The organism is Vibrio sp. 1557 (genome assembly GCF_033340175.1).
Lineage (GTDB): Bacteria > Pseudomonadota > Gammaproteobacteria > Enterobacterales > Vibrionaceae > Vibrio > Vibrio alginolyticus.
In genome coordinates this window covers 84,352-109,754 of the sequence record NZ_JAWOVZ010000012.1, presented here as the reverse complement: position 1 = coordinate 109,754, position 25,403 = coordinate 84,352, and the positions used below count along the sequence as shown (strand labels likewise).

Sequence of the window (25,403 nt, the reverse complement as noted above, 5' to 3'; positions counted from 1 at the left end):
AATGTTTGGAAGATTAACTCTTGATTCAGTTCCATTCCACGAACCTATTATCGTCATCACCCTAGCGGTTGTGGCGCTGGTTGGTTTAGCCGTAGTTTACGCGGTGACCAAAGCCGGAAAGTGGCAATATTTGTGGAATGAATGGTTTACTTCAGTAGACCATAAAAAACTTGGCTTCATGTACATCGCAGTAGCGATGGTGATGCTTGTTCGTGGTTTTGCTGACGCAGTCATGATGCGTAGTCAGCAACTCCTTTCTTCTGCGGGTGAAGCAGGTTACTTGCCACCGCATCACTACGATCAAATTTTTACTGCCCACGGCGTGATCATGATCTTTTTTGTAGCGATGCCATTGGTCATTGGTTTGATGAACATCATCGTGCCATTGCAGATTGGTGCACGTGACGTGGCTTTCCCGTATCTGAATAACTTGAGCTTCTGGCTGTTTGTTGTTGGTGTCATCCTAACAAACATGTCTCTCGGCTTAGGTGAATTTGGTCGTACAGGTTGGCTAGCGTATCCGCCGCTTTCAGGTATTGAGGCAAGCCCAGGAGTCGGGGTCGACTATTGGATTTGGGCGCTGCAGATATCAGGTGTTGGTACGACGTTAACAGGCGTGAACTTCTTCGCGACCATTTTGCGTATGCGTACACCGTCTATGCCAATGATGAAGATGCCAGTTTTCACTTGGGCGTCTCTGTGTGCAAACATTTTGATCATCATTTCATTCCCAATCCTAACGGTGACTATCGCTCTGCTTACGCTGGATAGATACCTAGGCATGCACTTCTTTACCAATGATCTTGGCGGCAACGTAATGATGTACGTCAACCTGATTTGGGCTTGGGGTCACCCAGAAGTGTACATTTTGATCTTGCCAATTTTTGGTGTGTTCTCAGAAGTCACCGCAACCTTCTCACGTAAAAAGTTGTTCGGTTACACATCGCTAGTTTGGGCTACCGTAGTTATCACGATTCTTGCCTTTGTCGTTTGGCTACACCACTTCTTTACGATGGGGTCTGGCGCGAACGTAAATGCCTTCTTCGGTATTGCCACGATGATCATTTCTATCCCAACAGGGGTGAAGATCTTCAACTGGCTATTCACGATGTACAAAGGCCGCATCCGCTTTACGACGCCAATGATGTGGACGGTGGGTTTCCTGATCACCTTTACTGTTGGTGGTATGACGGGCGTACTAATGGCTGTTCCGGGTGCAGATTTCGTTCTGCATAACTCAGTATTCCTAATTGCTCACTTCCACAACGTTATCATCGGTGGTGTGGTGTTTGGATGTTTCGCTGCGATCACTTACTGGTTCCCGAAAGCGACCGGTTTCACCATGAATGAAACTTGGGGCAAACGCGCGTTCTATCTTTGGGTTATTGGTTTCTTAATGGCGTTCTTACCGCTTTACGCGCTGGGCTTCATGGGGATGACTCGTCGTTTAAGCCAAGACATCAACCCTGAATACTTCCCACTGTTGTCGATTGCCGCAGCAGGTACGGTTGTGATTGCGCTGGGCGTATTGTCTCAGTTCATCCAAATTTACGTGAGTATCCGTGACCGCGAGCAAAACCGTGACCTAACTGGTGACCCGTGGGGTGGTCGTACTCTTGAGTGGGCAACATCGTCTCCACCGCCGTTCTACAACTTTGCACACCTGCCAAAAGGTGATGTGCTGGATGCCTTCTGGTACCAGAAACAAAGTGGCGAGTTCGATCCAACTAAAGAAGTGGAATACGAACGTATTCATATGCCAAAAAACACGGCAACAGGCATCTACGTGTCGGCTTGGTCGCTCCTATTTGGCTTCGGCATGATTTGGTACATCTGGTGGCTAGCGGCAGCAAGTTTGGTCGGTATTATCGTGACGTGTATTCAGCACAGCTACAACGATGACGTGGATTACTACGTGGAAGTTGAAGAGATCAAAGCAATTGAGGCCGAGCGTCGAGCTCAGCTTGAAGAAGCGAAGAAAAACTCAGTGAAAGACAGCGAAAGTAAAGATGATCTGGAGGTGACGTATGCAAACTAATATCGCAGCACATCACGACCATGATCACCACCATGACACGAATGGCAACAAGCTATTTGGCTTTTGGGTTTACCTGATGAGTGACTGCGTACTGTTTGCGACCTTGTTCGCGACATACGCTGTGTTGTCGAGCAATTCAATTGCGGGCCCAACAGGTAACGACATTTTCGAACTGCCATTCGTGTTTGTCGAAACCATGCTGCTGCTGTTTAGCAGTATCACATTTGGTTTTGGCATTATCGCGATGAAGCGCAACAATGTTGCTGGTCTCAAACGTTGGATGTTAGTCACGTTCGCGCTTGGTCTTGGCTTTATCTGTATGGAGGTCTATGAGTTCCATCACCTGATTGAAGAAGGCTATGGGCCCCAAACAAGTGCATTCCTGTCGGCATTCTTTACGTTGGTTGGTACGCACGGCCTGCACGTAACCTTTGGTCTGATTTGGTTAGCGGTAGCGTATCATCAACTGTCGACGAAAGGTCTGAACGACAATATGGCAATGCGCTTTAACTGCTTAAGCCTATTCTGGCACTTTCTAGATATCGTTTGGATTTGTGTCTTTACCATCGTTTACTTACTGGGGGTAATGTAATGGATCAACATGTAGAAACCAGTGCGTCAGATTACGTGAAAGGCTTTATTGCCTCACTGATTCTGACTGTAATTCCGTTCTACTTTGTTTGGACGAAATCATTACCAGATACAACGACCTATGCGATTCTATTTGGATGTGCATTAGTGCAGATATTTGTTCACTTTAAATACTTCTTGCACATGGAAACAAAAACATCCGACGGACGTTGGAACCTTGTATCACTGATGTTTACCGCCATTGTTGTACTTATCCTTATCGCTGGCTCGGTATGGATCATCTACAACATGAACGTCAACATGAAGTTGTAGGTCAAGGTATGCTGAAAAGTTATTTGTCTATCACTAAACCGGGCATTATTTTCGGCAACCTGATTTCTGTTGCGGCGGGGTTCTTCCTCGCCGCAAAAACAGAACCAGCCAGTCTAATGTTGTTCGTTACGACGTTAGTTGGTGTTGGGTTAGTCATCGCTTCAGGTTGTGTGGTGAATAATATTTTCGATCGTGATATCGACCAAAAGATGGCACGTACACGAAATCGTGAAACAGTGAAAGGCAACATCAATATCGATATTGCGTTTGTTTATGCACTTGCTTTATTGCTGGTAGGAACCGCACTGTTATTTATCCAAGTGAACCCACTATCCGCTGTCGTCGTGTTGCTTGGCTACGTGTATTACGTGTTCTTTTACACGATGTGGTACAAACGTAACTCGGTGTATGGGACCTTAGTGGGAAGTATCTCAGGCGCAGTTCCGCCATTGGTGGGTTACTTAGCGGTAACAAACTTCATTAGCTTGGAAGCGATTTTACTCTTTACCATGTTCTGTCTCTGGCAAATGCCGCACTCGTATGCCATTGCCATGTTCCGCATGCAAGACTACCGAGAAGCCGGGATTCCCGTATTGCCAGTTAAAGAAGGCATTCATAAAGCGCATCGACACATGAAAGCGTATGTCGTGGCTTTTGGAGCAGCATCATTGGGGTTATTTTTACTAGGTGAAGCCGGGTATGAATACTTAGCGGTTGCAGCGGTTGTTTGCTTTATGTGGACGAAAGTGACCTTTCGCAGCATTGATGACAACAACTACATCGCTTGGTCAAAGTCGGTGTTTAAAGTCTCACTGCTAGTGGTGATGGGGATTAGTGGTGTGCTTGGTGTCGAGTTGATTCCTCTAGCTCTGTAACAACCAAACCTAAGCGTTTGCTAAGCGCCAATATCTTTTGCTGCTGAATGCATGAATGACCTTACCTAGAAGTAAGGTCATTTAACTTTCTATTGTCCTTTGTTTTCCCTGTTTTTCCTGTTCCTCCTCTAGCTTCACTATCACGTATTCATATCTAAAAGCAAAAACAACCAGTGTGTAAAACATAGTAGATCGCGCGTTTCCGCTGACGCGTAATAATGCCAAGAGATAGCGACGATTAAGCTAAAAGTATAAACAGCGCAATAACTCTACTTACCATATGAGAATTCAATATCGATAGTTTGTAATGTAAACATTTGGGGTAGTGCTAGTTCCCATAGCAGCATACAAACTAACAATGCGAATGTTTAAGTTGAATCACCAGCTAGCGAAATACACAAGTTTTACGACTGAAAGTGGGTGAGGAAGCATCTTAACTCCAGTGAAATGAACACGATTAAGAATCATCCTTTTACATAGTCTAAAAACTCACTAAACATTAACCCAGATTAAAGTTTTGTCGTCTCCGAGGCATTAAGGTGCGCCTGTAGTTTGCAGGTCTCAAGGATTCAGAGAAGGAACAGCCATACATCGTGTATCGCTGTTCCTTTTTCGTTCTTGTTTACTTGCGAACAGATAAAACATAAAGACAACTTTAAGAGGACTGGTTTTGAGCATTTTGTTTTCCGAAGCCCGCATTGGCAACATGACCCTAAAGAACCGTTTTGTGAGAAGCGCAACGTGGGAGAACATGGCGACCGAAGATGGTCATATGACGGCAAAGCTTTACGATATTTACGAAACGCTTGCGAAAGGGGAAGTTGGGCTTATTGTTACGGGTTATGCCAATATCGTTGAAGAAGAGAAACCCAACGCAGGTATGATGGGGATCTACAACGACTCTTTTATTGAAGAATACAAAAAGCTAACAGAGCTAGTACATCAACAAGATTCTAAAATCGTGATGCAAATTGCTTACGGTGGCACCAAAACCACCCATAACGTCGGTGAGCGTGTCATCTTCGCTCCGAGTGACGTGCCTGAGCGTGGTACAAATACGCAAGGCAAAGCGATGACAAAGGACGAAATCGACTACATCGTAAAGGCATTCGCATTGGCGAGCAAACGTGCTCAAGACGCTGGTTTTGACGGCGTAGAGATTCATGCGGCGCACACTTATTTAATTAACCAGTTTTTAAGCCCGTACTATAATCGTCGCGAAGACGAATATGGTGGTGGCTTAGAAAATCGCATGCGCTTTCTTTTAGAAATTTATTCTGAAACCAGAAAGCTGGTTGGAAGCGAATTTCCCATCCTCGTTAAACTGACGGCAACTGAGTTCTTTGACGGCGGTTTAACGTTCGATGAAACTCGCGTCGTCTGTAAGAAACTTGAAGAAGTAGGCGTTGATGCGATCATCGTATCTGGCAATGTTCACGGCAAAGCAAACGAACTTGTTGGTCAAACGTTCGATGGTTACACACTACAAGAAGAAGGTTACTTTCACGAATATGGTCACGTGATCAGTCAGGATGTTAGCATACCGGTGATTACTGTCGGCGGGCTGAGCGACATTGATGCGATTGAGAAAATTGCAGAAAACACAGATATCCAATTTTTTGCTGTGTCACGCCCTTTATTGGCTGAGCCGCAGTTGATCAAACGTTGGAAAGAAGGCAATCGCGCACCAGTAGATTGCGAACGTTGCTCAAAGTGTCGTACCAAGCGTGGTAACTTTTGCGTGGTGTATAAGAACCGAAATCGTCGCAAAAAATAAAACGAAGCGACTACACAAATACAAATTAGCCTCCACTCTGAATATGGAGGCTTTCAATTATCCGCATGTTAATCGAACCATTATTTATCTTCTTTTTGATAGTTTAAATAATGCACACAAAGATCGTGAAATGCTTTAGCTTGAGGCGAGATCGTGCGATCGGTTAACGTAAATATACCAATTTGCCTTTCAAGTGGTGGATCGATAAGCGGAATCCAAACCAAGCGTGTTTCATTGGTTGGGAAAGCAAGCTTCGGTAGGGTCGTGACACCAATCCCAAGTTCTAAGACAGAAAACAGCGAAGTAATATTTTCGACCGAATAGAGCGCTTGCTGACTCAGAGCTCTTGCTGGGGTTGGATCGAGAAGTGTACAAGTGCCGTTACGGATAAAGGGTTGTTCCAACAAAGTTTGCCACTCGATTCCTTCTGGATGACTCGCAATAGGGTTGTCCTTTAAACACACCACGCCTATTGGATCGGCTAACAGCGGTGTAAAGTCAATGCCGCCCTCATCGAGGTGAGAGGGGTTACCGAGCGCTAAGTCGACTTCACCGGAGAGTAGGCGAGCCTCGACGCCAGCGGCATTATCGTCTATCAAGCTTACTTCTACATTTGGATACTGTTCGCAAAAGGCGCCCAACACGCTAGGAATGAGCTTCGCTGCAACAGAAGGAACGCTCGCAATTCGCACTCTCCCTTGCTGTCCGGCAGCGGCTGCTTTGAGATCGTTGTCTAGTGCACTGTAGATATTGAGAAACTGAACCACTTTGGGAAGACAAATTTCACCAAACGGGGTCAATTTGGTTTTGTTTCCGGGTTCAAACAGCGTTTGCCCTAGAATTTTTTCAAGCTCTTTTATCGATGTTGACAGTGCCGCCTGAGAACGATTTGCACGATGTGAAGCGGCTCGAAAGCCTCCTTCCTCGACTACCATCACAAAATGCATTAATTGTTGAAGCTTAATACTCATCCCTAATGCCTCTTAATCCCTTTATTTACGTTATTTTAAACAGAGTGATAAGTTTAATTTATCAAATGTCAAAAATTTACCGTTAGATTTATCGCCTGTCAATGTGCATCATTTAACCATATTGAAACAAAGCTGTTACAAAGGTTGAAAGGCACGTGAATACTCCTACTAAAAAACACCCAGTTAAAACCAGTCTATTTGCTTCTAAAGCGCCGCTTGAATGGGCGATAGTCAACAACGGAACCCTGTATACGGCTCAAATTCCTATTGATGACACAGGCGCGGTTGTGGAAGGCGGTATCGAAGCACAAACACGTCAAACCTTTAACAATCTCATTCACACCCTGGAGTGTGCAGGGGAGTCTTTGGACTCGGTGTTGCAGGTCCTGATTTATGTGACTGACAGAGAATACTTAAAGACCGTTAACCAAGTGTACGCGGAATATTTTGAAGCGCCGTACCCAAATCGCGCCGCCATGGTGGTTGCAGGGTTAGCGCGAGAAGAGATGTTGGTGGAGTTTGTTGTCTACGCGTCGGCAAGCCAACCAGAATAAATCCAATAAGAATAATTAGAGATCAGTGAGTGAGTGGCTTGCCATCACAAATCGGAAGAACAAGGAAAGAACCATGACTTTTATTAACAATGTTCAAGCAGAAAAATCCCTCTATATAGCAGGTGAATGGCAATCGGGCATGGACACCATCGCCAATATTAACCCTTCTGATATCAGCGAAAACATTGGCGATTTCGCACAAGCGAATGTGTCGCAAGTAGAGCAAGCGATTCAAGCGGCTAAATCAGCGCAGCCAGAGTGGGAAAAAACACCAATCGAGCGCAAGCAAGCAGTGCTACAAGCGATTGGTGATGAGCTCATTGCACGATGTGACGAATTGGGCACCTTGCTTTCGCGTGAAGAAGGTAAGCCATTTGCTGAAGGTCGAGGTGAGATATACCGTGCTGGCCAATTCTTCCAATACTTTGCTGCTGAGGTTCTGCGTCAAATTGGCGATAGCGCTGCTTCCGTCCGTCCAGGTGTCTCCGTTGAAGTTACTCGCGAAGCCGTCGGCGTTATCGCCATTATCTCTCCTTGGAACTTCCCAACAGCAACAGCGGCTTGGAAAATCGCGCCAGCACTTGCGTTTGGCAACAGCGTCGTCTGGAAGCCTGCCAACCTAACCCCAGCAAGTGCCGTTGCGCTGACAGAGATTATCCATCGCCAAGGTTTACCTGCTGGCACGTTTAACCTCGTTTTGGGCAGCGGTTCGCAAGTCGGTAATACCCTTATCAATTCGAAGGACGTGAACGGCGTTAGCTTCACTGGTTCTGTGGACACTGGCCGTAAAGTTGCAGCGGCAACGGCACCAAATTTTGTGCGTTGTCAGCTAGAGATGGGTAGCAAAAATGCGCTCGTAGTGGCAGATGATGCAGACATTCAGATTGCTGTCGAAGCGACAATCGCAGGCTCATTCTCGGGTGCAGGTCAAAAGTGCACCGCGTCTTCTCGTCTTGTGGTTATGGACGGAATTCACGACGCGTATGTTGAAGCGCTAATCAAACGCATGAGTGAACTTAAAGTGGGTCACGCACTGGAAGAGGGCGTGTTCATGGGCCCAGTGGTTGATGGTAACCAACTGAATGCGAACTTTGAGTGGATCGAAAACGCACGCCAAGCAGGCGCGGAGCTGGCTTTCGGTGGTGAGCGTCTGAGCCTAGAGCATGACGGTTACTACATGTCACCAACTCTGTTTTTAAATACACAGAATGGCTGGGAAGTGAACCAAGAAGAAGTCTTTGCGCCAATGGCGAGCGTGATTCGCGTTTCTGATCTGGATGAGGCAATTGCAGTCGCGAACGATACGCGCTTTGGCCTGACAGGCGGCATTATCACGCAAAGCTTGCGTAATAGCGCGATCTTCAAACAGCAAGTCCAAACGGGCTGCGTCATGGTTAACTTGCCAACTGCGGGTACAGATTATCACGTTCCATTTGGTGGCCGTAAAGAGTCTAGCTTTGGTCCTCGTGAGCAAGGTCAGTACGCCAAAGAGTTCTACACCGTAGTGAAAACCGCTTATCAGCGTCCTTACTAAGATCGGCAGGGTAACTGATGGTGTCAATTGCCCGCACGAAAAGGCTAAGAAATTGTTTAAGGAGTGGTTATGTACCAACAACGGATTGTGATTGACGGATTGCAGTACTGCAATTGGGATCGAGAGTATTTCCAAACGCTTAAGGCGAGTGGCATTACCGCCGTTCATGCCACCATCGTCTACCACGAAACTGCGCGCGAAACCTTAACGCGTTTTGCTGAGTGGAACTTGCGCTTCGAGCAAAATGCGGACCTCATCATGCCTATTTATTCAATGGCAGATGTAGAAAAAGCCAAAGCAGAAGGCAAAGTCGGCATCTTCTTCGGCGCGCAAAATTGCTCACCTATCGATGATGAAATTGGTCTGATTGAAGTGATGCGCCGCCAAGGCCTGCTGATCATGCAACTGACCTACAACAACCAAAGCTTACTGGCGACAGGTTGTTACGAACAAAACGATTCCGGCGTAACTCGCTTTGGTAAGCAAGCGATTGAAGAGATGAACCGAGTCGGAATGATCATTGATATGTCCCACAGTGCAGAGCGTTCGACGTTGGAAGCCATCGATCTTTCTTCGCGTCCAATTTGTATCAGCCATGCTAACCCGACGTTTGCGCATGACGCACTGCGCAACAAGTCTAATACCGTGATCAAAGCACTGACGGAGCGCGGTGGTTTGATTGGATTCAGTTTATATCCGTTCCATTTGCCAAATGGCAGCCAGTGCACGTTGGATGATTTCTGCCAGATGGTTGCGAAAACCGCAGACATGTTTGGCGTTGACCATTTAGGTATCGGTAGCGATTTGTGCCTAAATCAGCCGCAACAAGTGTTGGAATGGATGCGCAACGGGCGTTGGTCAAAAGCGATGGATTACGGCGAAGGTTCAGCAAGTAACTCGGGATGGCCAGATGCGCTGCCATGGTTCTGCGGCAGCGCAGGGATGGAGAACATCTACAACGGATTAATGGATCACGGATTCAGTGAATCTGAGGCTGGAAAAATATTGGGTGAAAACTGGTTCAACTTCCTTAAAGAAGGATTAGAGCCTATTTCATAGCATTCCCCAAAGTAGGAACCGCCTGCCCACATAATAACAATACGGCAGGCGTAAAACTCACATTTGTAGCCAGTCTTTGGCTGCTGCAAAGAACCTCTGGAGCCAGAGTATGTCTGATTTAACCAATAGCATGAAAGCTTCCACGATGAGCGTGTCATCGGGTAAGTCAAAAGTAAAACACAACACATCAACAACAGAAAACACGATGGACAAATTAGGACTGAATAACCCGGCCTTTTGGTATAGCGGTGGTTTCATCGCGTTGTTCGTTGCTATTGCACTTTATGACGGCGAGCTGTTATCTACGATCGTTAACGCCGGTTTTAGCTGGGCAGTTCAGGTGTTTGGTCCATACTGGCAGTTACTGCTGCTTCTCACTTTTCTTATTGGTCTTGGCTTGGCTGCAGGGCGAACAGGCAAGGTGATGTTGGGCGGGATTGCAAAACCAGAAATGGACTCTTTCCGCTGGATGGCGATTATTTTCTGTACCTTATTGGCTGGTGGTGGTGTTTTCTGGGCCGCGGCTGAGCCTATCGCACACTATGTTAGCCCACCCCCTTTGTACGGCGCGCAAGATAACCCGCAGCAAGGTGCGGTGAATGCGTTGTCACAATCCTTTATGCACTGGGGCTTTCTAGCTTGGGCGATTGTAGGTAGCTTAACTTCCATCGTGGCGATGCACCTACATTACGACAAAGGTTTACCACTAAAACCCCGTATTTTGCTTTACCCAGTCTTGGGCGAACGAGCACTTAAAGGCCAACTCGGTGCATTGATTGACGCGTGCTGCATTATCGCGGTAGCCGCGGGCACCATCGGGCCCATTGGGTTTCTAGGCTTGCAGGTTAGCTACGCGTTAAATGCGCTGTTTGATATTCCTGATGGCTTTACCACTCAGCTTATCATCATCTTGTTTGCGATTGCTCTTTACACCTTGTCAGCACTCAGTGGATTAAGCCGAGGTATGCAACTGCTTAGTCGTTACAACGTGATTCTGGCAATGGCATTGATGGTTTACATCCTGTTTTTTGGCCCTACGAATTTTATCTTTAACGGATACATTCAAGGTGTAGGGAGCATGCTGGATAACTTTATCCCAATGGCGACCTACCGTGGTGATGAAGGTTGGCTAAGCTGGTGGACAGTATTTTTCTGGGGCTGGTTCCTTGGTTATGGTCCGATGATGGCAATTTTTATTGCGCGTATTTCCCGTGGTCGAACTATCCGACAAGTCATTTCCACCATCAGTATTGTGGCTCCGTTAACCACCTGTTTTTGGTTCACGATTGTGGGCGGCTCAGGTCTTGCGTTTGAAATTGCTGAACCGGGTAGCGTGAGTGCGGCGTTCGAAGGCTTTAACCTGCCAGGTGCTTTGCTTGCGGTGACTCAGCAACTACCAATGCCAATGCTGACTTCAATTCTATTTCTGATTTTAACCACGATCTTCATCGTCACGACGGGCGACTCAATGACCTACACAATCAGTGTCGTGATCAGTGGTGAAACGGAGCCGAATGCGATCATCCGTACCTTTTGGGGCGTAATGATGGGTGTGACGGCACTAATCCTGATTTCTCTTGGCTCTGGTGGCATCTCTGCACTGCAATCTTTCATTGTGATTACCGCGGTTCCGGTTTCGTTGATTCTGTTACCGTCACTTTGGAATGCGCCGCAAATCGCAATCAAAATGGCGAAAGAGCAAGGGCTATAACAATTATCTAATTCAAACAACGTGGAGCTTGTGCGGGTGTTTTCCTCCTGCATCCGCACAAACCCTAGTATTCTTACAATAACAAATAGGTGGTGAGCAAAATGGATGCACATCGTTCTACTTATACGGAAGCAACTATGCGCGATGCAGCGATTGTCATGGCAGCCGAAAGGCTTGGCGCAATGCACCAAAACCGAATCAGCTTTGTACGCAGTCTGATTCGTAATATGGCAAGCCAAAACTGGCAAGTAACCAAGCATGAGTGGCAGCTTTGTCCTCGTGGTTATGGTCATGTGATTTACAAATTGACCACGCCAGAGCACGTTTATCATTTGGTGGTATTCTGTGATGAAATTGCCGACGACGAGCGTAATGATCGCGTAATTGCTGAAAAGTGGGACGTCACATTTGCACTGGTTCAAGGCGATGTTGATGTTACTTTGTTGGAAAGATTGCGAGAAAATGTACCGCTGCAAGAAGCGGGACGTAATCCAAACAACGTACTTGTTCTTGCTCGCGCAAATAAAAGTGTGCGCGTGTTTGAGCACATTGTTAGCGCACTTTCTCAAGGCGAGCAGCCTGAGCCGAAAGAGTTAGCGGAAGTGGGTTATATCCTGCGTACCACAGCAGTTTATGGTAACGGAAAGTTTGGTATCGCCGATTTCAAACTGTTAGAGAACAACTCAGATTTCAGCCAGTCTTTTAGTGCGCAAATGTGTGCCGTATATATGTTGCGTGAATTCAGCCTAGATTGGGTGCACTATCTGGCACTTCAACAAGGTGGCGACAACGCGGTGGCTTTGCATCGTGGCTTGCAGCGCTACCTTGGTGTCGGCAATGCGACTGGCTTAGGCATGGCTCCATACTTGATTAATCACCCGTGCATCGTTGACCAATGGATGACCTCTCGCGAACGTGCGGTAGCGCGAGTCTTTGCGATGCCATGTGAAGCTTCATTCCATGCTCCTTTGCAAGGATTACTACAAAAAGCACAGCGTCATTTAGAGCAAGTCATCACCATCAATGAACATCAAGACAGGCTCAATCATCAAGCGATAGCAGACATCAAACAACTGCTATCGAAGCTAACAACGTTAATGGCATTACATCCGAACTGGGCGAGTTTGGTCGAGCATAAGAAAACAATGAGTGTGGAAGCCCAAGAAATCCTCACCTCTTGCTTGATCGAACTCTACCCATCTTTAGTGGATGAATTTGCTAGCCAAATGAATACGGATGAAACGTTATCTATTCCGGGCGGGAAAAAGATCCAAGATTTACTGGAAGTGTTGCAAAGCAAGTACCGCTGGGCGATTGATGCGGATTACTCACTAGCCGAGAACAACTACTGGTTCTGGTATCGCTCACAAGATAAAGAAGAGCCAAGGCTTGGTGTTCGCGGGGAAGAGGCTGGAGAAGAAAAAGAACTGCCGCTTGATATCGGCAGACAAGTGAATCGCTTGTACCAGGCCTTGCTTGACTGTGATGTAGAAATGTCCGTAGCAGAGTTTCTATTGCAAAAACCGGCTTATCGTTCGATCACACGTCGCGTATGGACGCTAGGCAACCGTGCGATGGGGGATATTCAAATGAATGTGCTGCGTAAAGATGCGTTACCAATGCACTTACTGCGCTGTAAATTGGCGATCTTTGGCGCGACTAAGTTTGATCCGCGCTCGGATCGTTGGGTTCGAGTAACTTTCTTCCAAGGTGCGCCGTTGTTAGATGAAATTCACGATCCTAAACTGGCAGACACATGGATTTTCCCTAGCATGCCGCCACGTGACGAAATTGCGCAAAGTGATAATCAAAAAATCAGTGGAGGATTTGCATTATGATCGTCTCTCACAACGAATTGGTGGCCGCGGTTAATAAGGCATTTCTTGGCATGCGCCGTCACTGTGGTGAGGCGGATGTCATTGCGAACATGGTGGCGGACTTGCAAATGGTTGGCTTACATGGAGTTCGTCATTTTAATAACGCCAGTCTGTTTCTTGGGTTAGATTCAGACTGCGCCGTATCGGTGACCAACAGTACGCCGTCAAACATAGAGGTAGAACTGCACAACGGGAGTGTAGCGTGTCATTTACCCGCTGTGTTGGATTTCGCACTTGAGAAAATGATTAACCGTAAGTCGATTGCTATCACGTTGACGCAGTGCCATAACCGTTGGCTAGGTTTTAGTGAGTTGTTGAAGCTCTCTGCAAAAGGCATTGCGTGCCGTGCACAATGGGTCAATGGCTCTAGTCCCAAGCGAACGCTTTATGTGTTAAACCGTGGACGAATCGCGCCAGAAGTCTTTTTCTCGGATCAGTTTGATGGGCATGATACGGATTTGCATAGTATGGTTATCGAGCTCTCCGTGAACGATTTCGATATCGAGAAAAGTGCACAAGGGTATACCACCCACATTGAAGGTGATGAGTTAAGCCGCACGCAACAAGCTTCTTGGCAAAATGGTATCTTTGTCGAAGACCAAGAATGGGAAACACTGAAACAAACCGCAACCGCGTTGCTGGTGGAGAACAGTGAGCGTTCTATGCTCGGTGCTGGCGGTGTGGTTTAAGCGATGAAAGGCGATGATTCCAAGTAGAAGTGATGAAGGCTGCTCTTTAGCGGCCTTTTTTGTGCGCGAAGTTTGGTCACTTCTGAAGTTCAAAGACTATGATTACCGTTATCCGCAAGATGGAGCAACACAGGTAAGAAAAATGGATCTGCAAGAGAATAAAAGAAATGCCATTGCGTTTTACGAAACCGCCTATCGAGGTAATCCAAGAAAAGCGGTTGAAGACTATGTTGGCGATGAGTACATCCAGCATAATCCATTAGTTGGAAATGGCCCCGAGGCTTTTATCGAGTATTTTGAGCGGATGCAAAATGAGTATCCCAATAAAGACATTACGTTTGTGCGAGCCATTGCTGAAGGGAACTTGGTGGCACTACACACTCACCAAACATGGCCTAATGATATTGAATACGTGACGATGGATTTCTTTCGTTTTGATCATAATGGGAAGATTGTTGAACATTGGGACGCTCTGCAAGAGATTCCTAAAGAAACATTGAATGGTCACACCATGTATTAACGAGTCGTTGACGAGTCTCCCATGCCGTTTATTCAAACGGTATGGGAGGTTAAATGATTTGTGGCACTTTAAGTATTAATCATCAAAGCGCTTTTTCGATTCTCACCGCGACGTCTTCAGATACCCAGCCTTTCCACAAGTCAGGGTAGGTATTAAAGAAGTAAAACATCGCTTCTTCACCGTCCGCGTAGTTATCTTCCATCCAGGCCAGCATTTCACTCATTTGCTCGTTGGTAAATCCGCGTTTCTGCAAGTACGCGAATGCTTGGGGTTCTTTGCTCGCAAACGCCTCAGTTGTTACTGTGCGAACTGGAGAAGGTGGGTACATTGTTACTTTTGGTGAAGCGCAATCAGGCTGAGTGGTACAGTTGCGATACTCTTCTAAATCTGTTCCGCTACCAAAATCCACTTTGACCATATCATACTTGCCCAATACGGGGGTCGGTGACCAGTAGTAACCAAACCAAGGCATTTTGCGATCATAGGCTTTGGCGATGGTGCCAGCTAATGCTGCGCCAGATCCTGGGTCAACCATCTCAAAGCCGTGCTCACTTAACCCTAATGCATTAAACAAGTGACCGGAGGTGATTTGGCATGTCCAACCAGCAGGGCAGCTATAAAACGCGAACTTGTCATCATCCTCTGGGTGTTCAAATAGTTTGGCGTGCTTGATGACGCCTTCTATCGTCGCGAGTTCTGGATACTGTTTTACCAGATAGGCGGGAACCCAAAACCCTTCTTCACCACCATTGACAAGCGATTCACTAGCGATGCGCAAGCGTTTATCCGCAATCCCTTTATCAAGTGCTTCTTTAATACCGTTTGTCCATAACTCTGGCGCAACGTCAGGCTGTCCCTTTTCAATCATAGAGGTGCCTGTAGGAACGCTATCACCAGGGATCAATTCCGCATCGCACTGGTAGCCTTCATTTAAGACAAATTGGTCGATGTGCGCCATTAAGCTGGCCGAATTCCAATTCATGTCTGCGATGGTTATTTTTCCGCATTCGTCCGCATTTGCATGAGTAGATAATGCTGATAGCAGCAGAACAGAGAGCATTGAAGGTGTCGTCTTCATGTGACTGAATTTCCTTGTCGTTGTCATTTACTTCAGTATATACATCGGTTTATAAAGATTCAGTGAACAAGTTTTTTTCAGTGACGTTAAGCATAAAAACGGTGATTTATGAAGCGTTTGGTGAGGCGTGTTGAAAGGGAGTTAATACAGCAAGAACACTCCTTCGTAGCCGCCAATCTCAATATGAGAAACATAGTCGCCGATGTTACCGTCTTGATCTACAGGTCGCATAGGCTCTGGAAGTGCGATAGTTATCTTCGGTGAGGAGAAGTAATCGATATTTTTGCCAAAGAAATCAGTCCAATACAGCACTCGGCCTTTGGTGAATTCGCGGGCTAACACCATCTCTGTAGGGCCATGCATCACTACCGTATCGTCTGAGTGATACGCAAAGTAAGTATGGGTTGGTAACAAATCGATAGCGCCATTAGGCAAGTCAGGGTGAGCCACTTTGCTCATAGAAGCATCTCCAATCACCGTGTAATCGGCGGAATAGGGCGTGCTGGTGGACATCATTAGCGGAGTCGCCTGATATCCCTCTGGTATTTGATTGGCAGGCTCTCCCAAATCAACGGCAAGCAAGGAGCTAGGTTGATAAGCAATATTCTTTGGTACGCCTGCCTTCCAGAAGTTGTCACTTGTTGTGTTATCACTTCCATATAAGTAGCCATTGTTCCACTGATTAAAGTAAATGCGCTCAGGGTGATAGTTTAAGTAGAACACCGCTAGTGCAGAGTATTGGTCCTGTTTCCAGTTATCCTCAGTGTTGCCAAAGTATTGAACTCGACCATAACGCGTGGTCGCTTGATAAATCACTTTCTGACCCGCTTTGGCGAGTGCAGAGTTATCCCAAAATTTAGCCAAGCCAGCATAGCCACTAAAGCCGGTAGCAGGGAAAAGGTAGTGCTCGCGCAAGTACAAGGAGCCAGCGTTAACCAAGTGGTTTTGCCCATTACGACCGAATAAGTTTGCCGTACCTATGTTGAGGCCAATTAACGCATCTTCATCCAGCGTTGCCAGTTTATTCAAGAACGCCGAGAATTGCGCTTTGTAAGCATCGTCAGCAGCTTGGCTACCCGCCACCAAACCAAGTTCATCCACTGTGCCTCCGGAATATATGTAGAACTGATTTGCACCGAGTAACTTATTCGTATCGTCGTTGTACGCACCATTTAAACCTTGTTTCGCCCATTCAGCTTGGTAATAGTGGCGCATTGTATTGGTAAAAACGGGATTACCGAGATTGGTCAATGCCCAAGAAGAGGTTTGATTCCACATACGACCAAATGGAATAACCCGTGACTCCCAACGAAATCGGGCCGTTGCATTCTTATTCGAACGGTTTTTGTATTCATTCCAAGAAAGATAATTGTCTTGGTTTCGATCTGCAGATTTGTCGAAGCCACGAATTTTACGCCAGCGTTGAATGGTTTGACCTTCCGGTGTCTCCGTTGGTGCTCCTGAGATATTGACGGCAGGGAAGCTATTTTTGAGTTGAATGTTTTCGAGACGTGGGCGGTTTTCTATGTTGCCGTCATGCCAAGTAATTTTCGCAAAGTAAAGGCGGCCGCCGTCGCGTAAAAAGGTGGAGCCAAAGTACTGACCGCCACCATAAGTTTTTCCGCTACCATCATGCGTTGTAGCGCGAACCCAATCCGAAGGAACAGACCAGTTTACTGTTTGGTTTTTAGTCATGTTCTCAGTTTTGTCTTTTTTAATCGCGAAGCGTTTCCATTCTGTTACCCGACCAAACGAGTCGATAGCAGAAGGGTATTCAATCGTGAAGCTGCCGCCTTGAGCAAACTGAGAGAACGTAAAGGCTAAGCGGTCGAACTTCTCTGAGTGATAGACATAGAGGGCTCCACCATTATTCGCCTGGCCAAATACATCAGCATCCCATGGCGGTGGTTGATATAGCCAAAAGCCGGCGTGGTCAGCGCTGGCGGTATAGCCAACGATCATCGGTTTTCGATTGAGTAAGGTATTTTCACCATGGCTTGAGTCGACTTCAGCTAGGATAGTGTCTTCAGAAAAGTGGAGAAAGAAATCTTCGTAGTCAATTCCATTCAGTTCTGCTTGGTTACGTATATCGTTTTCCAGCCAACCTGAGTTAAGTTCCAGCTTTTGGTTGTACATGTAACCAAGCGCTTTTACACGCTCGTTATCACTCTTATCTTTGTAAGCTCCAAACACGATATCGGCATTATCCAACTCCCATTCAAGTGCAGCGGCAGCAGATATAGGCTTATCTTGAAGATCAATACCCTGTTCATGCAATCCAGGTAACACGATTGCTGTTCTACTCCAAACGCTGGGTATAGAAAGTAAGCTCAGAGAAGCAAGTGCAATGAGAGAAAAACAATGCGACTTCAACATGGGGTTATCTCACTCATACTTAGATGACTCGAATTAAGGGCCAGAATACAAAGAGAAATTATAGTCCATTCACAAAGTCCTAATCAGGAACCCGCCGATAGAAGGCTTTACCGGAAATCGAGGGGAGCCCGGCAAAAATGAGAAGGTCTGCGTCGGGTGTAGTACGCTCAAAGACTCAAAATTCCATCTACACAAGCACAAAAGTAACCAGAATTTTAACCTTGTTTCGATTGCCATCATATTGTTGGATTTTCATCAACAATTTCAGTTAAAACCAACTGATTAAACCAGTCATATTCTCTGTTGTATTGATTGCTTATCATACAAAAATTTAACGAAATTAATTTTTATACATTTTTATTGCATAAAAAATCCTTTTGAGTAATATAAATGCCAAGTGACAATTAATGCGGTATGTCAGCATGACTATTCAGGTAAGCGGAATCAATAAATCCTACGGTGAGACACAAGTGCTTCACGATGTCAGCTTTAAGTGTGAAAGCGGCGAAACACTGGTGTTACTCGGTCCGAGTGGTGCAGGGAAGAGCTCTCTACTACGTGTTCTTAACCTTCTTGAAGGAGCGGATAACGGCCAGTTAAACATCGCTAATGACGCATTCGACTTTTCAACTGAAATCAAAGAGAAGCAAGGTTTAGCGCTTCGTCGTAAAGTGGGCATGGTGTTCCAACAGTACAACCTATGGCCGCATATGACAGTGATGGAGAACCTGATTGAGGCTCCGGTAAAAGTCGCTGGCATGGATAAAGACGAAGCGAAGAAGCAGGCAATGCAAATTCTTGCGACGCTGCATTTGGCAGACAAAGCGGATGCATGGCCGATGCAACTTTCTGGTGGTCAGCAACAACGTGTGGCGATTGCTCGTGCATTGATGATGAAACCGGAAGTCTTGCTTTTTGATGAACCGACCGCTGCGCTTGATCCGGAAATTACTAACCAAGTCGTTAAGATTATTAAAGATTTAAGCGAAACCGGAATTACACAAGTAGTTGTGACGCACGAAGTGGATTTCGCCAAGAAAATCGCTAGCCACGTACTGTATTTAGAAAAAGGACACATCGTTGAGCACGGCACAAATGATTCGTTTTCTAACCCGCAAACCGCCCAGTTTGCTGACTACTTAAATCACTAAATCACGTTTTTAAAGTTCAGTCTATTTAACAGATAAGCTCGGCTGTCATTGCGAGTGTCAGCCCACTAAGTACACACGGAGTATTGCAATGAAAAAGATTCTACTAGCTTCACTAATCGGCCTTTCTTCTGCAACTATGGCAGCAAACGCAGCAGCACAAGAAGAGATCAAATTCGCGATGGAAGCGACGTACGCACCGTTCGAATACATGGATGAAAACAACCAAATCCAAGGTTTTGATGTGGATCTGGCGAATGCACTATGTAAAGAAATCGAAGCAAAATGCACCTTCCACAACCAATCTTTTGACAGCCTGATCCCAGCATTAAAATTCAAGCGCTACGATGCGGCAATCTCTGCAATGGACATTACTGAGGCGCGTTTGGAGCAAGTGAATTTCACGAATGCATACTATGACAACTCAGCAGCGTTTGTTTCTATCAAAGAAAAAGTGGCCGATCAAAAAGCACTAGAAGGTAAGCGTGTTGGTGTTCAAAACGGTTCAACACACCAAAGCTACCTGATTGAGCAAATGCCTGGCGTAACAGCGGTTCCTTACTCAAGCTACCAAGACGCATTCATCGATATGAAGAATGGCCGTATTGATTCTGTATTCGGTGACACAGCAGTCGTAGCAGAATGGTTCAAGAAAGAAGACAACCTAGCTTACGTGGGTGAGCACATCACTAACCCTAAATACTTCGGTAACGGTTTCGGTATCGCAGTAAATAAAGGTAACGACGAGCTAGTGAACAAGCTGAACACAGCACTGAAAACAGTGAAAGCAAACGGCGAATACGACGTAATCTACAACAAATACTTCGGTAAGTAATATGGCACTAACGGGTTACTCTTTATCGCTTGTTCAAGCTAGTTGGATGACTGTCCAGCTAGCCTTCACAAGCCTCTTAGTCGGTTTGATTCTGGCAGTGGTATTCGCCAGTGGTGAAATGTCTCGCCGCGTTTTCGTTAAATGGCCAATGACGGCGTTTGTGACGATTGTACGTGGCTTGCCAGAAATCCTTGTCGTGTTGTTCATCTATTTTGGTTCGACGCAGGTTCTGTTTTTAATCACCGGCGACTTTATTGAAGTTAGCCCGTTCTTGTCTGGCGTGGTGGCGTTGTCATTGATCTTCGCTTCCTACGCTTCTCAAACTCTACGTGGCGCATTAAAAGCCGTTGGAAGAGGGCAGAGAGAAGCAGCAAGTGCACTCGGCATCAGTCAAGCACACGCTTTCGTTCGCATTGTTTTACCACAAGCAGTAAGACACGCACTACCAGGTTTAACTAACCAATGGTTAGTTCTGCTGAAAGACACCGCGCTTGTATCACTGATCGGCGTGACGGATTTGTTGAAACAAGCGCAGCTAACATCTGCAGCGACGCATGAAGCGTTTACATGGTACGCAACCGCTGCGGTGATTTACCTAGGCATTACTTTGATTACACAACGTGCCGTCAAACTGATTGATAAGAAGTTCTCAATTCAAGGCATGAGCATGGGACAGGAGGCGACCGCATGAACGAACAACACGTTTGGCAAATGCTGGATGGCTTAGGCACTAGCCTCCAATTGACCGCCGCTTCCTTGGTTGTGGGCTGTCTTTTAGCTCTGATGATGACGCTGACTCTGATCCTACGTACTCCGGGTTTGCATTGGGTAAGTCGTGGCATCATCACCTTGTTCACAGGTACGCCTTTGCTGGTACAGATCTTCTTGGTGTACTACGGTCCGGGTCAGTTTGATGCCGTAAGAGAAAGTGTATTCTGGACATGGTTAAGCCAACCTTGGTTCTGTGCGATGTTAGCGCTAGCACTCAATACCGCTGCATACAGCACTCAGTTGTTCAAAGGAGCGTTTAACGCGATTCCTTCTGGTCAATGGCAAGCGTGTCGTGCATTAGGTATGAACAAAACCGCAACACTAAAAGTGCTGCTGCCATACGCTATTCGTCGTGCGGTTCCGGCTTACTCGAACGAAGTGATTTTGGTCTTCAAAGGTACGTCACTAGCAAGCACGATTACGATCATGGATCTGATGGGCTACGCGCAACGCATTAACGCACAAACCTACGACACGTTGACGGTATTTGGTATTGCAGGCGCATTTTATTTAACGGTAAATGGTGTGCTGACTCTCATTTTCCGTCAGGTAGAGAAGAAAGCATTGGCGTTCGAAGCCGCATAAACCTTCAATCAACACTCATCACTTAGTTTCACAGTGCCTCTGCAAATGACTCTCTTGCAGGGGCATTTTTTATATTCGTTATGGCAAATCCCTCAAGTTCCACCAAACTTAATTCAACGTAATTGCATTGGTGGCACCATGGAAAGAAGACACTTTTTAGCGCTGTGGACATTGTTGTTCGTACCCTCTTTAAAAGCGAAAACACCAATGCGGCCAACGCCAGCACAAACTGAAGGGCCATTTTATCCAGTAGTGAACATTCCTCTTCGTCAAAACTTGATTCTGCAAACAGAAGGTTTGGTCGGTGAAGCTATCGTGTTGCAAGGTAAAGTCGTAGATACATCGGGAAACCCTGTCTCGGGTATCAAAGTAGAAATCTGGCAATGCGATGGGCAGGGGATTTACGATCATCCTAAGCAGCCAAATAATGATAAGTTTGATGCTCACTTTGCAGGTTTTGGCGCGGTAGAAACTCAATCGGATGGTCGCTACTTATTCCAGACTTTGTACCCCGTGCCTTATGCCTCTCGTCCACCGCACATTCACGTTAAGTTGTGGCGGGATAACCAAGAGCTTCTGACCACTCAGTTGTACTTAAAAGGCAATACTGGTGATGAATGGTGGGGTGGCAAAGCCCGAGATTATCTACAGTTTGAAACCATACGAACCGACGGGCGATTAACTGGCCAATTTAACTTTGTGATTGGCTAGCTAATCCGGTTAAGCCATTAACTCAACCAATTGCGCCAAGCATTCTTTATCCAGTATCGGATGAGGCTCGACGCCCGTGACCAAAACGATATCCACGGAAGGTAGCGATGGCATATCGTCTAAGATCTTAAGATCCTCGCTAACGCTAATACTGCCCATCGCACCGATAGCCATGCCTGAACGTACAATTGCTCGTTGTGCAGAAGCTGTATTGCAACATGCCAGTAGTTGATAAGGAGTACCACGTTTGGTTAATCCGTCTACTGCTGCCGCATGGTATTTACAGTCGGTTTGGAATAGGGCGAGAGGGAGAGGTTGGGCGTTCTCAATGTCAAAATCAGGATGAGCAATCCACACGCCTTTGTCGCTCGCTAGCCAATAACCTTCTTCACTATCCGGTGCTCTTGTCACAATAGCGGCGTCTAGCTTTCCTTCATCTAGTTTCTCTCTCAAGGTGATGCTTGGCTCACTGAAGACTTGAATTGAACATGTGGGCTCAGATTGCTGTAATACGCGGATGACTTTAGGCAAGATATTGTCATTGTAATCCTCAGGGCAACCTAAGCGAAGAGGGCGCTTGTTTTCATAGCGCCTCACTTGTTTCAGTGCTTGATTGTGCAAGCTAACCAATTGCTCTGCGTGAGAGCGTAGTGCTAATCCCGCTTCACTTAAGACAAGATTGCGACCTTCTTTTTCAAACAAACTGACGCTGAGTTCGTCTTCTAGCTTACGCATTTGCGCACTGAATGCGGATTGGGTGCGATTGATCTGCTTGGCTGCACGAGTGAAACTTCCCGTTTCGACAAAAGCCAGAAAGCTGCGTAACGCATCGATATCCATATCTAAAACTCATCCATCGTTTTTGTTGAAGTGTTCCATCAAAACTATCCGTTAGTCCCCTTAAATACAATCAGATATTGTGAATGGGTACTCAAAACACAAACCGCATGGAGGCGTCATGAAACTGTTTATTGCTAACCAAAACTACTCAAGCTGGTCACTGCGCGCATGGCTGATCTTTTCTCAATTCAAACTGGATGTCGAAGTCACCAAGCTCAAATTATTCACGGAAGATTTTTATAAGACCTTGGAAGGTATTACACCAACCGTGAAAGTCCCTACCTTAGTGGATGATGACGCAACCGTGTGGGATTCATTAGCTATTTTGGAATACGTTAACGAGCAATACTTACAAGGCAAAGCATGGCCAAGTAAGTCTGCGGAACGGGCTAAAGCACGCGCCATCGCATCAGAAATGCATTCGGGTTTCTTTAACTTAAGAAGCGAACTCCCAATGAACATCCGCGCACGCAGAAAAGTCGATCTAACGGAGGGAGCACGTAAAGATATTGCTCGCATTGACGCTATTTGGGCAGAACAAGCCAAGCTGTATCCCAACGGTTGGCTATTTGGAGAATGGTCGATAGCTGATGCTATGTATGCACCTGTGGCATTGCGTTTCCAAACTTACGGTATCGAGTTATCCGAAGGTGCCAAAGCTTACCAACAGAAGGTGCTAGCAAGTGAATCTTTACAGCAATGGTTGGAAGAGGCGAGCCAAGAAACGGATATCGTAGAAGAGGACGAGGCAGGGGAAGAAGTATAAGCGCATCTTGCGATCGCCTGTAGCAAGGGAAAGCATGACAAAGCACGCTTTCCTCTTCTAGGATAGTTGTAGTTTCCGGCGCGTTTAAGCTAGGTGTTCAACAATCGCTCTGCCTACGCCGTGTGCGCTCGTTGGGTTTTGACCTGTGATGACACGATCATCCACAATTACAAACTCTTGCCATGGTTGCACTTTAGAGTAGCGTGCTGCGCTGCGTGCAAGAGATTCTTCCAATAGGAATGGGATATCGTTGATGGTGCCGAAGTCGATCTCTTCTTCGCGAGTGAAACCTGTTACTGATTTAGACGCAAGCAGCTTTTCGCCATTGCTAAGCGTGATAGGAAGAAGAGCGCCCGGGCCATGACAAACTGCTGCAACAATACCGCCATCTTCATAGTGTTTTGCAGAAATCTTGGCAAAATCTTCGTTGCTCGCTAGGTCTGAAAGAAGACCAAAACCACCCGGATAGAAGATCGCATCATAGTTGTCACCGTTGATTTGTGACACTGGAATCGTGTTGTTGATGCGGTTCTGGAAATCATCATCCGCCAAGATTTTCTCGTTTATTGCGTCACCTTCGATGTCGGTTCCGTACAGTGGTGCTTGCCCGCCTTTGATAGAGGCAATGTCGTAATCGAAGCCTGCACCCAGTAGTTCGCTAAGGGCATGAGTGAGCTCTGGCGCGTAAGTTCCGTTTGCTTGGTCAGTTTCACCAAGGGTCGCATGGTTCGTCACAATGATGAGTACTTTCTTCATGATGGTTTCCTTTTTGGCTTACGTGTATTTGTTGAACACCTTCATACTAATTGCTAAACAAATAAGTGATAATACGATTAATTGGCAAAACATTATTGCTATATAGCAAAGGTAAGTATGGACAGTTTTGAAGGTATCAATGAGTTTGTTACGGTTGCTGAGAGCTTAGGGTTTTCTGCAGCGGCAAAACAGTTAGGTTGCAGTACCAGTCATGTCAGTCGTCAAGTCACAAGGTTAGAAGAGCGATTAGGTGTCGCCTTGTTAGCACGTTCGACAAGAATGGTGAGTCTAACGGAAGCAGGGCAAGCGTATTATCAGCAGTGTAAAGAGTTGGTGATTGGGCTTCAGCAAGCGAATGAACAGCTCACCACGCAGCAAACTCAACTGAGTGGTACGTTACGCGTGAGCGCCGCTGGTGCGTTTTCTGAGAACCATGTAGCGCCTGCCTTGATGGCGTTTGCCAAGCAACATCCTAATCTCACGGTAGAAATCAACTTCAACACCAGCATGGTCAACTTTATTGAAGATGGCTTCGATTTCGCTATTCGTTACGGAAGGTTGAGTGATTCAGGCTTGGTTGCGAGAAAGCTGGTGGATCGTCCCATGGCAGCGGCAGCCAGTCAGCGTTATCTCGATGAACATGGTTTGCCAACGCACCCCGAGCAACTCAAGCGTCATAGCTGCATTATTGCCAACAAAGACGTTTGGTTGTTTGAAAAAGACGGCAAGCCTTTAGATGGCGTAAAAGTGCAGGGCAGATGGAAGAGCAATAACGCACACACGGTCTTGCAAGCCTGTGCAGAAGGATTAGGTGTGGCGTACTTACCGAAGAGCAGTTTCAACGATGCTATTTCGTCTGGTCGTTTGGTGCCAATCCTAGAGCCCTATTGGGGAAGTGGCAACAGCAGCTGGATTGTTTATCAGAATCGTCACTTTCTGCCACTACGAGCGCGATTGGCTATCGACTTCTTGCTTGATCATTTTGCCGATTGGCAGGAGTAATGAGGCTCTGCCAATCGGTTTGTTTAT

Annotated in this window: 24 protein-coding genes; 19 read left to right on the top strand and 5 right to left on the bottom strand. The window is 46.3% G+C overall.

From position 1 onward, the window contains the following. Position 1 precedes the first annotated feature (1 nt). The 5 genes from cyoB (at position 2) to R7070_RS15355 (ending at position 5,593) form a co-directional block, all read left to right on the top strand. Positions 2-2,038 carry a cytochrome o ubiquinol oxidase subunit I gene (gene cyoB / locus R7070_RS15375; protein ID WP_256900012.1) on the top strand — a complete coding sequence of 679 codons (2,037 nt, stop codon included), beginning with the start codon at positions 2-4 and terminating at the stop codon, positions 2,036-2,038. Then, positions 2,028-2,630 carry a cytochrome o ubiquinol oxidase subunit III gene (gene cyoC / locus R7070_RS15370; RefSeq protein WP_213911998.1) on the top strand — a complete coding sequence of 201 codons (603 nt, stop codon included), beginning with the start codon at positions 2,028-2,030 and terminating at the stop codon, positions 2,628-2,630. The genes cyoB and cyoC overlap by 11 nt, the downstream gene beginning before the upstream one ends. Continuing rightward, positions 2,630-2,941 (top strand): cytochrome o ubiquinol oxidase subunit IV, encoded by a 312-nt coding sequence (gene cyoD / locus R7070_RS15365; RefSeq protein WP_012842490.1) that lies wholly within the window; start codon positions 2,630-2,632, stop codon positions 2,939-2,941. The genes cyoC and cyoD overlap by 1 nt, the downstream gene beginning before the upstream one ends. Then, the gene (gene cyoE, locus R7070_RS15360) at positions 2,902-3,816 is read left to right on the top strand and encodes a heme o synthase (RefSeq protein ID WP_213911997.1); all 915 of its coding nucleotides are present in this window, start codon (positions 2,902-2,904) and stop codon (positions 3,814-3,816) included. The genes cyoD and cyoE overlap by 40 nt, the downstream gene beginning before the upstream one ends. Before the next feature lie 670 nt (positions 3,817-4,486). Further along, positions 4,487-5,593: an NADH:flavin oxidoreductase gene (locus R7070_RS15355; RefSeq protein ID WP_086047323.1), complete on the top strand. Its 1,107-nt coding sequence runs from the start codon at positions 4,487-4,489 to the stop codon at positions 5,591-5,593. Positions 5,594-5,673: 80 nt separating this feature from the next. On the opposite strand, the gene R7070_RS15350 is transcribed toward R7070_RS15355, so the two are convergent. Further along, complete coding sequence (locus tag R7070_RS15350; protein ID WP_005375788.1) at positions 5,674-6,564, bottom strand: LysR family transcriptional regulator; 891 nt, start codon at positions 6,562-6,564, stop codon at positions 5,674-5,676. 155 nt (positions 6,565-6,719) lie between these two features. Here R7070_RS15350 and R7070_RS15345 point away from each other — a divergent pair, with 155 nt between their 5' ends. From R7070_RS15345 to R7070_RS15315, 7 genes are all read left to right on the top strand, one after another. Next, positions 6,720-7,118: a RidA family protein gene (locus R7070_RS15345; protein WP_005375789.1), complete on the top strand. Its 399-nt coding sequence runs from the start codon at positions 6,720-6,722 to the stop codon at positions 7,116-7,118. Between the two features lie 73 nt (positions 7,119-7,191). Further along, on the top strand, positions 7,192-8,652 hold the full coding sequence (locus R7070_RS15340; protein ID WP_213907621.1) for an aldehyde dehydrogenase family protein: 1,461 nt from the start codon (positions 7,192-7,194) through the stop codon (positions 8,650-8,652). Positions 8,653-8,721: 69 nt separating this feature from the next. Continuing rightward, entirely contained in the window at positions 8,722-9,711 is a 990-nt protein-coding gene (locus R7070_RS15335; RefSeq protein ID WP_005375791.1) for a membrane dipeptidase, read from the top strand. 109 nt (positions 9,712-9,820) lie between these two features. Further along, entirely contained in the window at positions 9,821-11,422 is a 1,602-nt protein-coding gene (locus R7070_RS15330) for a BCCT family transporter (protein ID WP_318141239.1), read from the top strand. Between the two features lie 101 nt (positions 11,423-11,523). After that, complete coding sequence (locus tag R7070_RS15325) at positions 11,524-13,260, top strand: hypothetical protein (protein WP_213876122.1); 1,737 nt, start codon at positions 11,524-11,526, stop codon at positions 13,258-13,260. Beyond that, positions 13,257-13,988, top strand: coding sequence for a DUF3726 domain-containing protein (locus R7070_RS15320; protein WP_213907622.1), 732 nt, complete (start codon positions 13,257-13,259; stop codon positions 13,986-13,988). The genes R7070_RS15325 and R7070_RS15320 overlap by 4 nt, the downstream gene beginning before the upstream one ends. A gap of 142 nt (positions 13,989-14,130) precedes the next feature. Beyond that, positions 14,131-14,508 (top strand): nuclear transport factor 2 family protein, encoded by a 378-nt coding sequence (locus R7070_RS15315; protein WP_005390944.1) that lies wholly within the window; start codon positions 14,131-14,133, stop codon positions 14,506-14,508. Positions 14,509-14,590: 82 nt separating this feature from the next. Here the strand turns inward: R7070_RS15315 and R7070_RS15310 are convergent, their stop codons facing one another. Together R7070_RS15310 and R7070_RS15305 are read right to left on the bottom strand one after the other, a co-directional pair. Continuing rightward, positions 14,591-15,586 (bottom strand): ABC transporter substrate-binding protein, encoded by a 996-nt coding sequence (locus R7070_RS15310; protein WP_005375798.1) that lies wholly within the window; start codon positions 15,584-15,586, stop codon positions 14,591-14,593. A 141-nt stretch (positions 15,587-15,727) separates the two neighbouring features. Continuing rightward, positions 15,728-17,962 (bottom strand): hypothetical protein, encoded by a 2,235-nt coding sequence (locus R7070_RS15305; protein ID WP_318141238.1) that lies wholly within the window; start codon positions 17,960-17,962, stop codon positions 15,728-15,730. 422 nt (positions 17,963-18,384) lie between these two features. On the opposite strand from R7070_RS15305, the gene artP reads away from it, so the two are divergent. The 5 genes from artP to R7070_RS15280 all read left to right on the top strand — a co-directional run bounded on the left by artP (position 18,385) and on the right by R7070_RS15280 (position 22,012). Next, the gene (gene artP, locus R7070_RS15300; protein WP_284143208.1) at positions 18,385-19,113 is read left to right on the top strand and encodes an arginine ABC transporter ATP-binding protein ArtP; all 729 of its coding nucleotides are present in this window, start codon (positions 18,385-18,387) and stop codon (positions 19,111-19,113) included. Between the two features lie 88 nt (positions 19,114-19,201). Continuing rightward, positions 19,202-19,945 carry an arginine ABC transporter substrate-binding protein gene (locus tag R7070_RS15295; RefSeq protein WP_047100941.1) on the top strand — a complete coding sequence of 248 codons (744 nt, stop codon included), beginning with the start codon at positions 19,202-19,204 and terminating at the stop codon, positions 19,943-19,945. Between the two features lies 1 nt (position 19,946). After that, a complete protein-coding gene (gene artQ, locus R7070_RS15290; protein WP_042521067.1) occupies positions 19,947-20,636 on the top strand; it encodes an arginine ABC transporter permease ArtQ in 690 nt (229 codons plus the stop codon). Beyond that, complete coding sequence (artM, locus tag R7070_RS15285) at positions 20,633-21,301, top strand: arginine ABC transporter permease ArtM (RefSeq protein ID WP_005388569.1); 669 nt, start codon at positions 20,633-20,635, stop codon at positions 21,299-21,301. The genes artQ and artM overlap by 4 nt, the downstream gene beginning before the upstream one ends. Positions 21,302-21,439: 138 nt before the next feature. Next, on the top strand, positions 21,440-22,012 hold the full coding sequence (locus tag R7070_RS15280) for a protocatechuate 3,4-dioxygenase (protein ID WP_042521065.1): 573 nt from the start codon (positions 21,440-21,442) through the stop codon (positions 22,010-22,012). Positions 22,013-22,021: 9 nt separating this feature from the next. Here the strand turns inward: R7070_RS15280 and R7070_RS15275 are convergent, their stop codons facing one another. Then, a complete protein-coding gene (locus tag R7070_RS15275) occupies positions 22,022-22,852 on the bottom strand; it encodes a LysR family transcriptional regulator (RefSeq protein WP_042521063.1) in 831 nt (276 codons plus the stop codon). A 118-nt stretch (positions 22,853-22,970) separates the two neighbouring features. Between R7070_RS15275 and R7070_RS15270 the strand changes: the two genes are divergently transcribed. Next, positions 22,971-23,618 (top strand): glutathione S-transferase family protein, encoded by a 648-nt coding sequence (locus R7070_RS15270; RefSeq protein WP_256900015.1) that lies wholly within the window; start codon positions 22,971-22,973, stop codon positions 23,616-23,618. A gap of 84 nt (positions 23,619-23,702) precedes the next feature. On the opposite strand, the gene R7070_RS15265 is transcribed toward R7070_RS15270, so the two are convergent. Continuing rightward, positions 23,703-24,374, bottom strand: a complete 672-nt coding sequence (locus R7070_RS15265) for a type 1 glutamine amidotransferase domain-containing protein (protein WP_170893282.1) — start codon at positions 24,372-24,374, stop codon at positions 23,703-23,705. 117 nt (positions 24,375-24,491) lie between these two features. Here R7070_RS15265 and R7070_RS15260 point away from each other — a divergent pair, with 117 nt between their 5' ends. After that, a complete protein-coding gene (locus R7070_RS15260) occupies positions 24,492-25,376 on the top strand; it encodes a LysR family transcriptional regulator (protein ID WP_005388553.1) in 885 nt (294 codons plus the stop codon). Positions 25,377-25,403 lie beyond the last annotated feature (27 nt).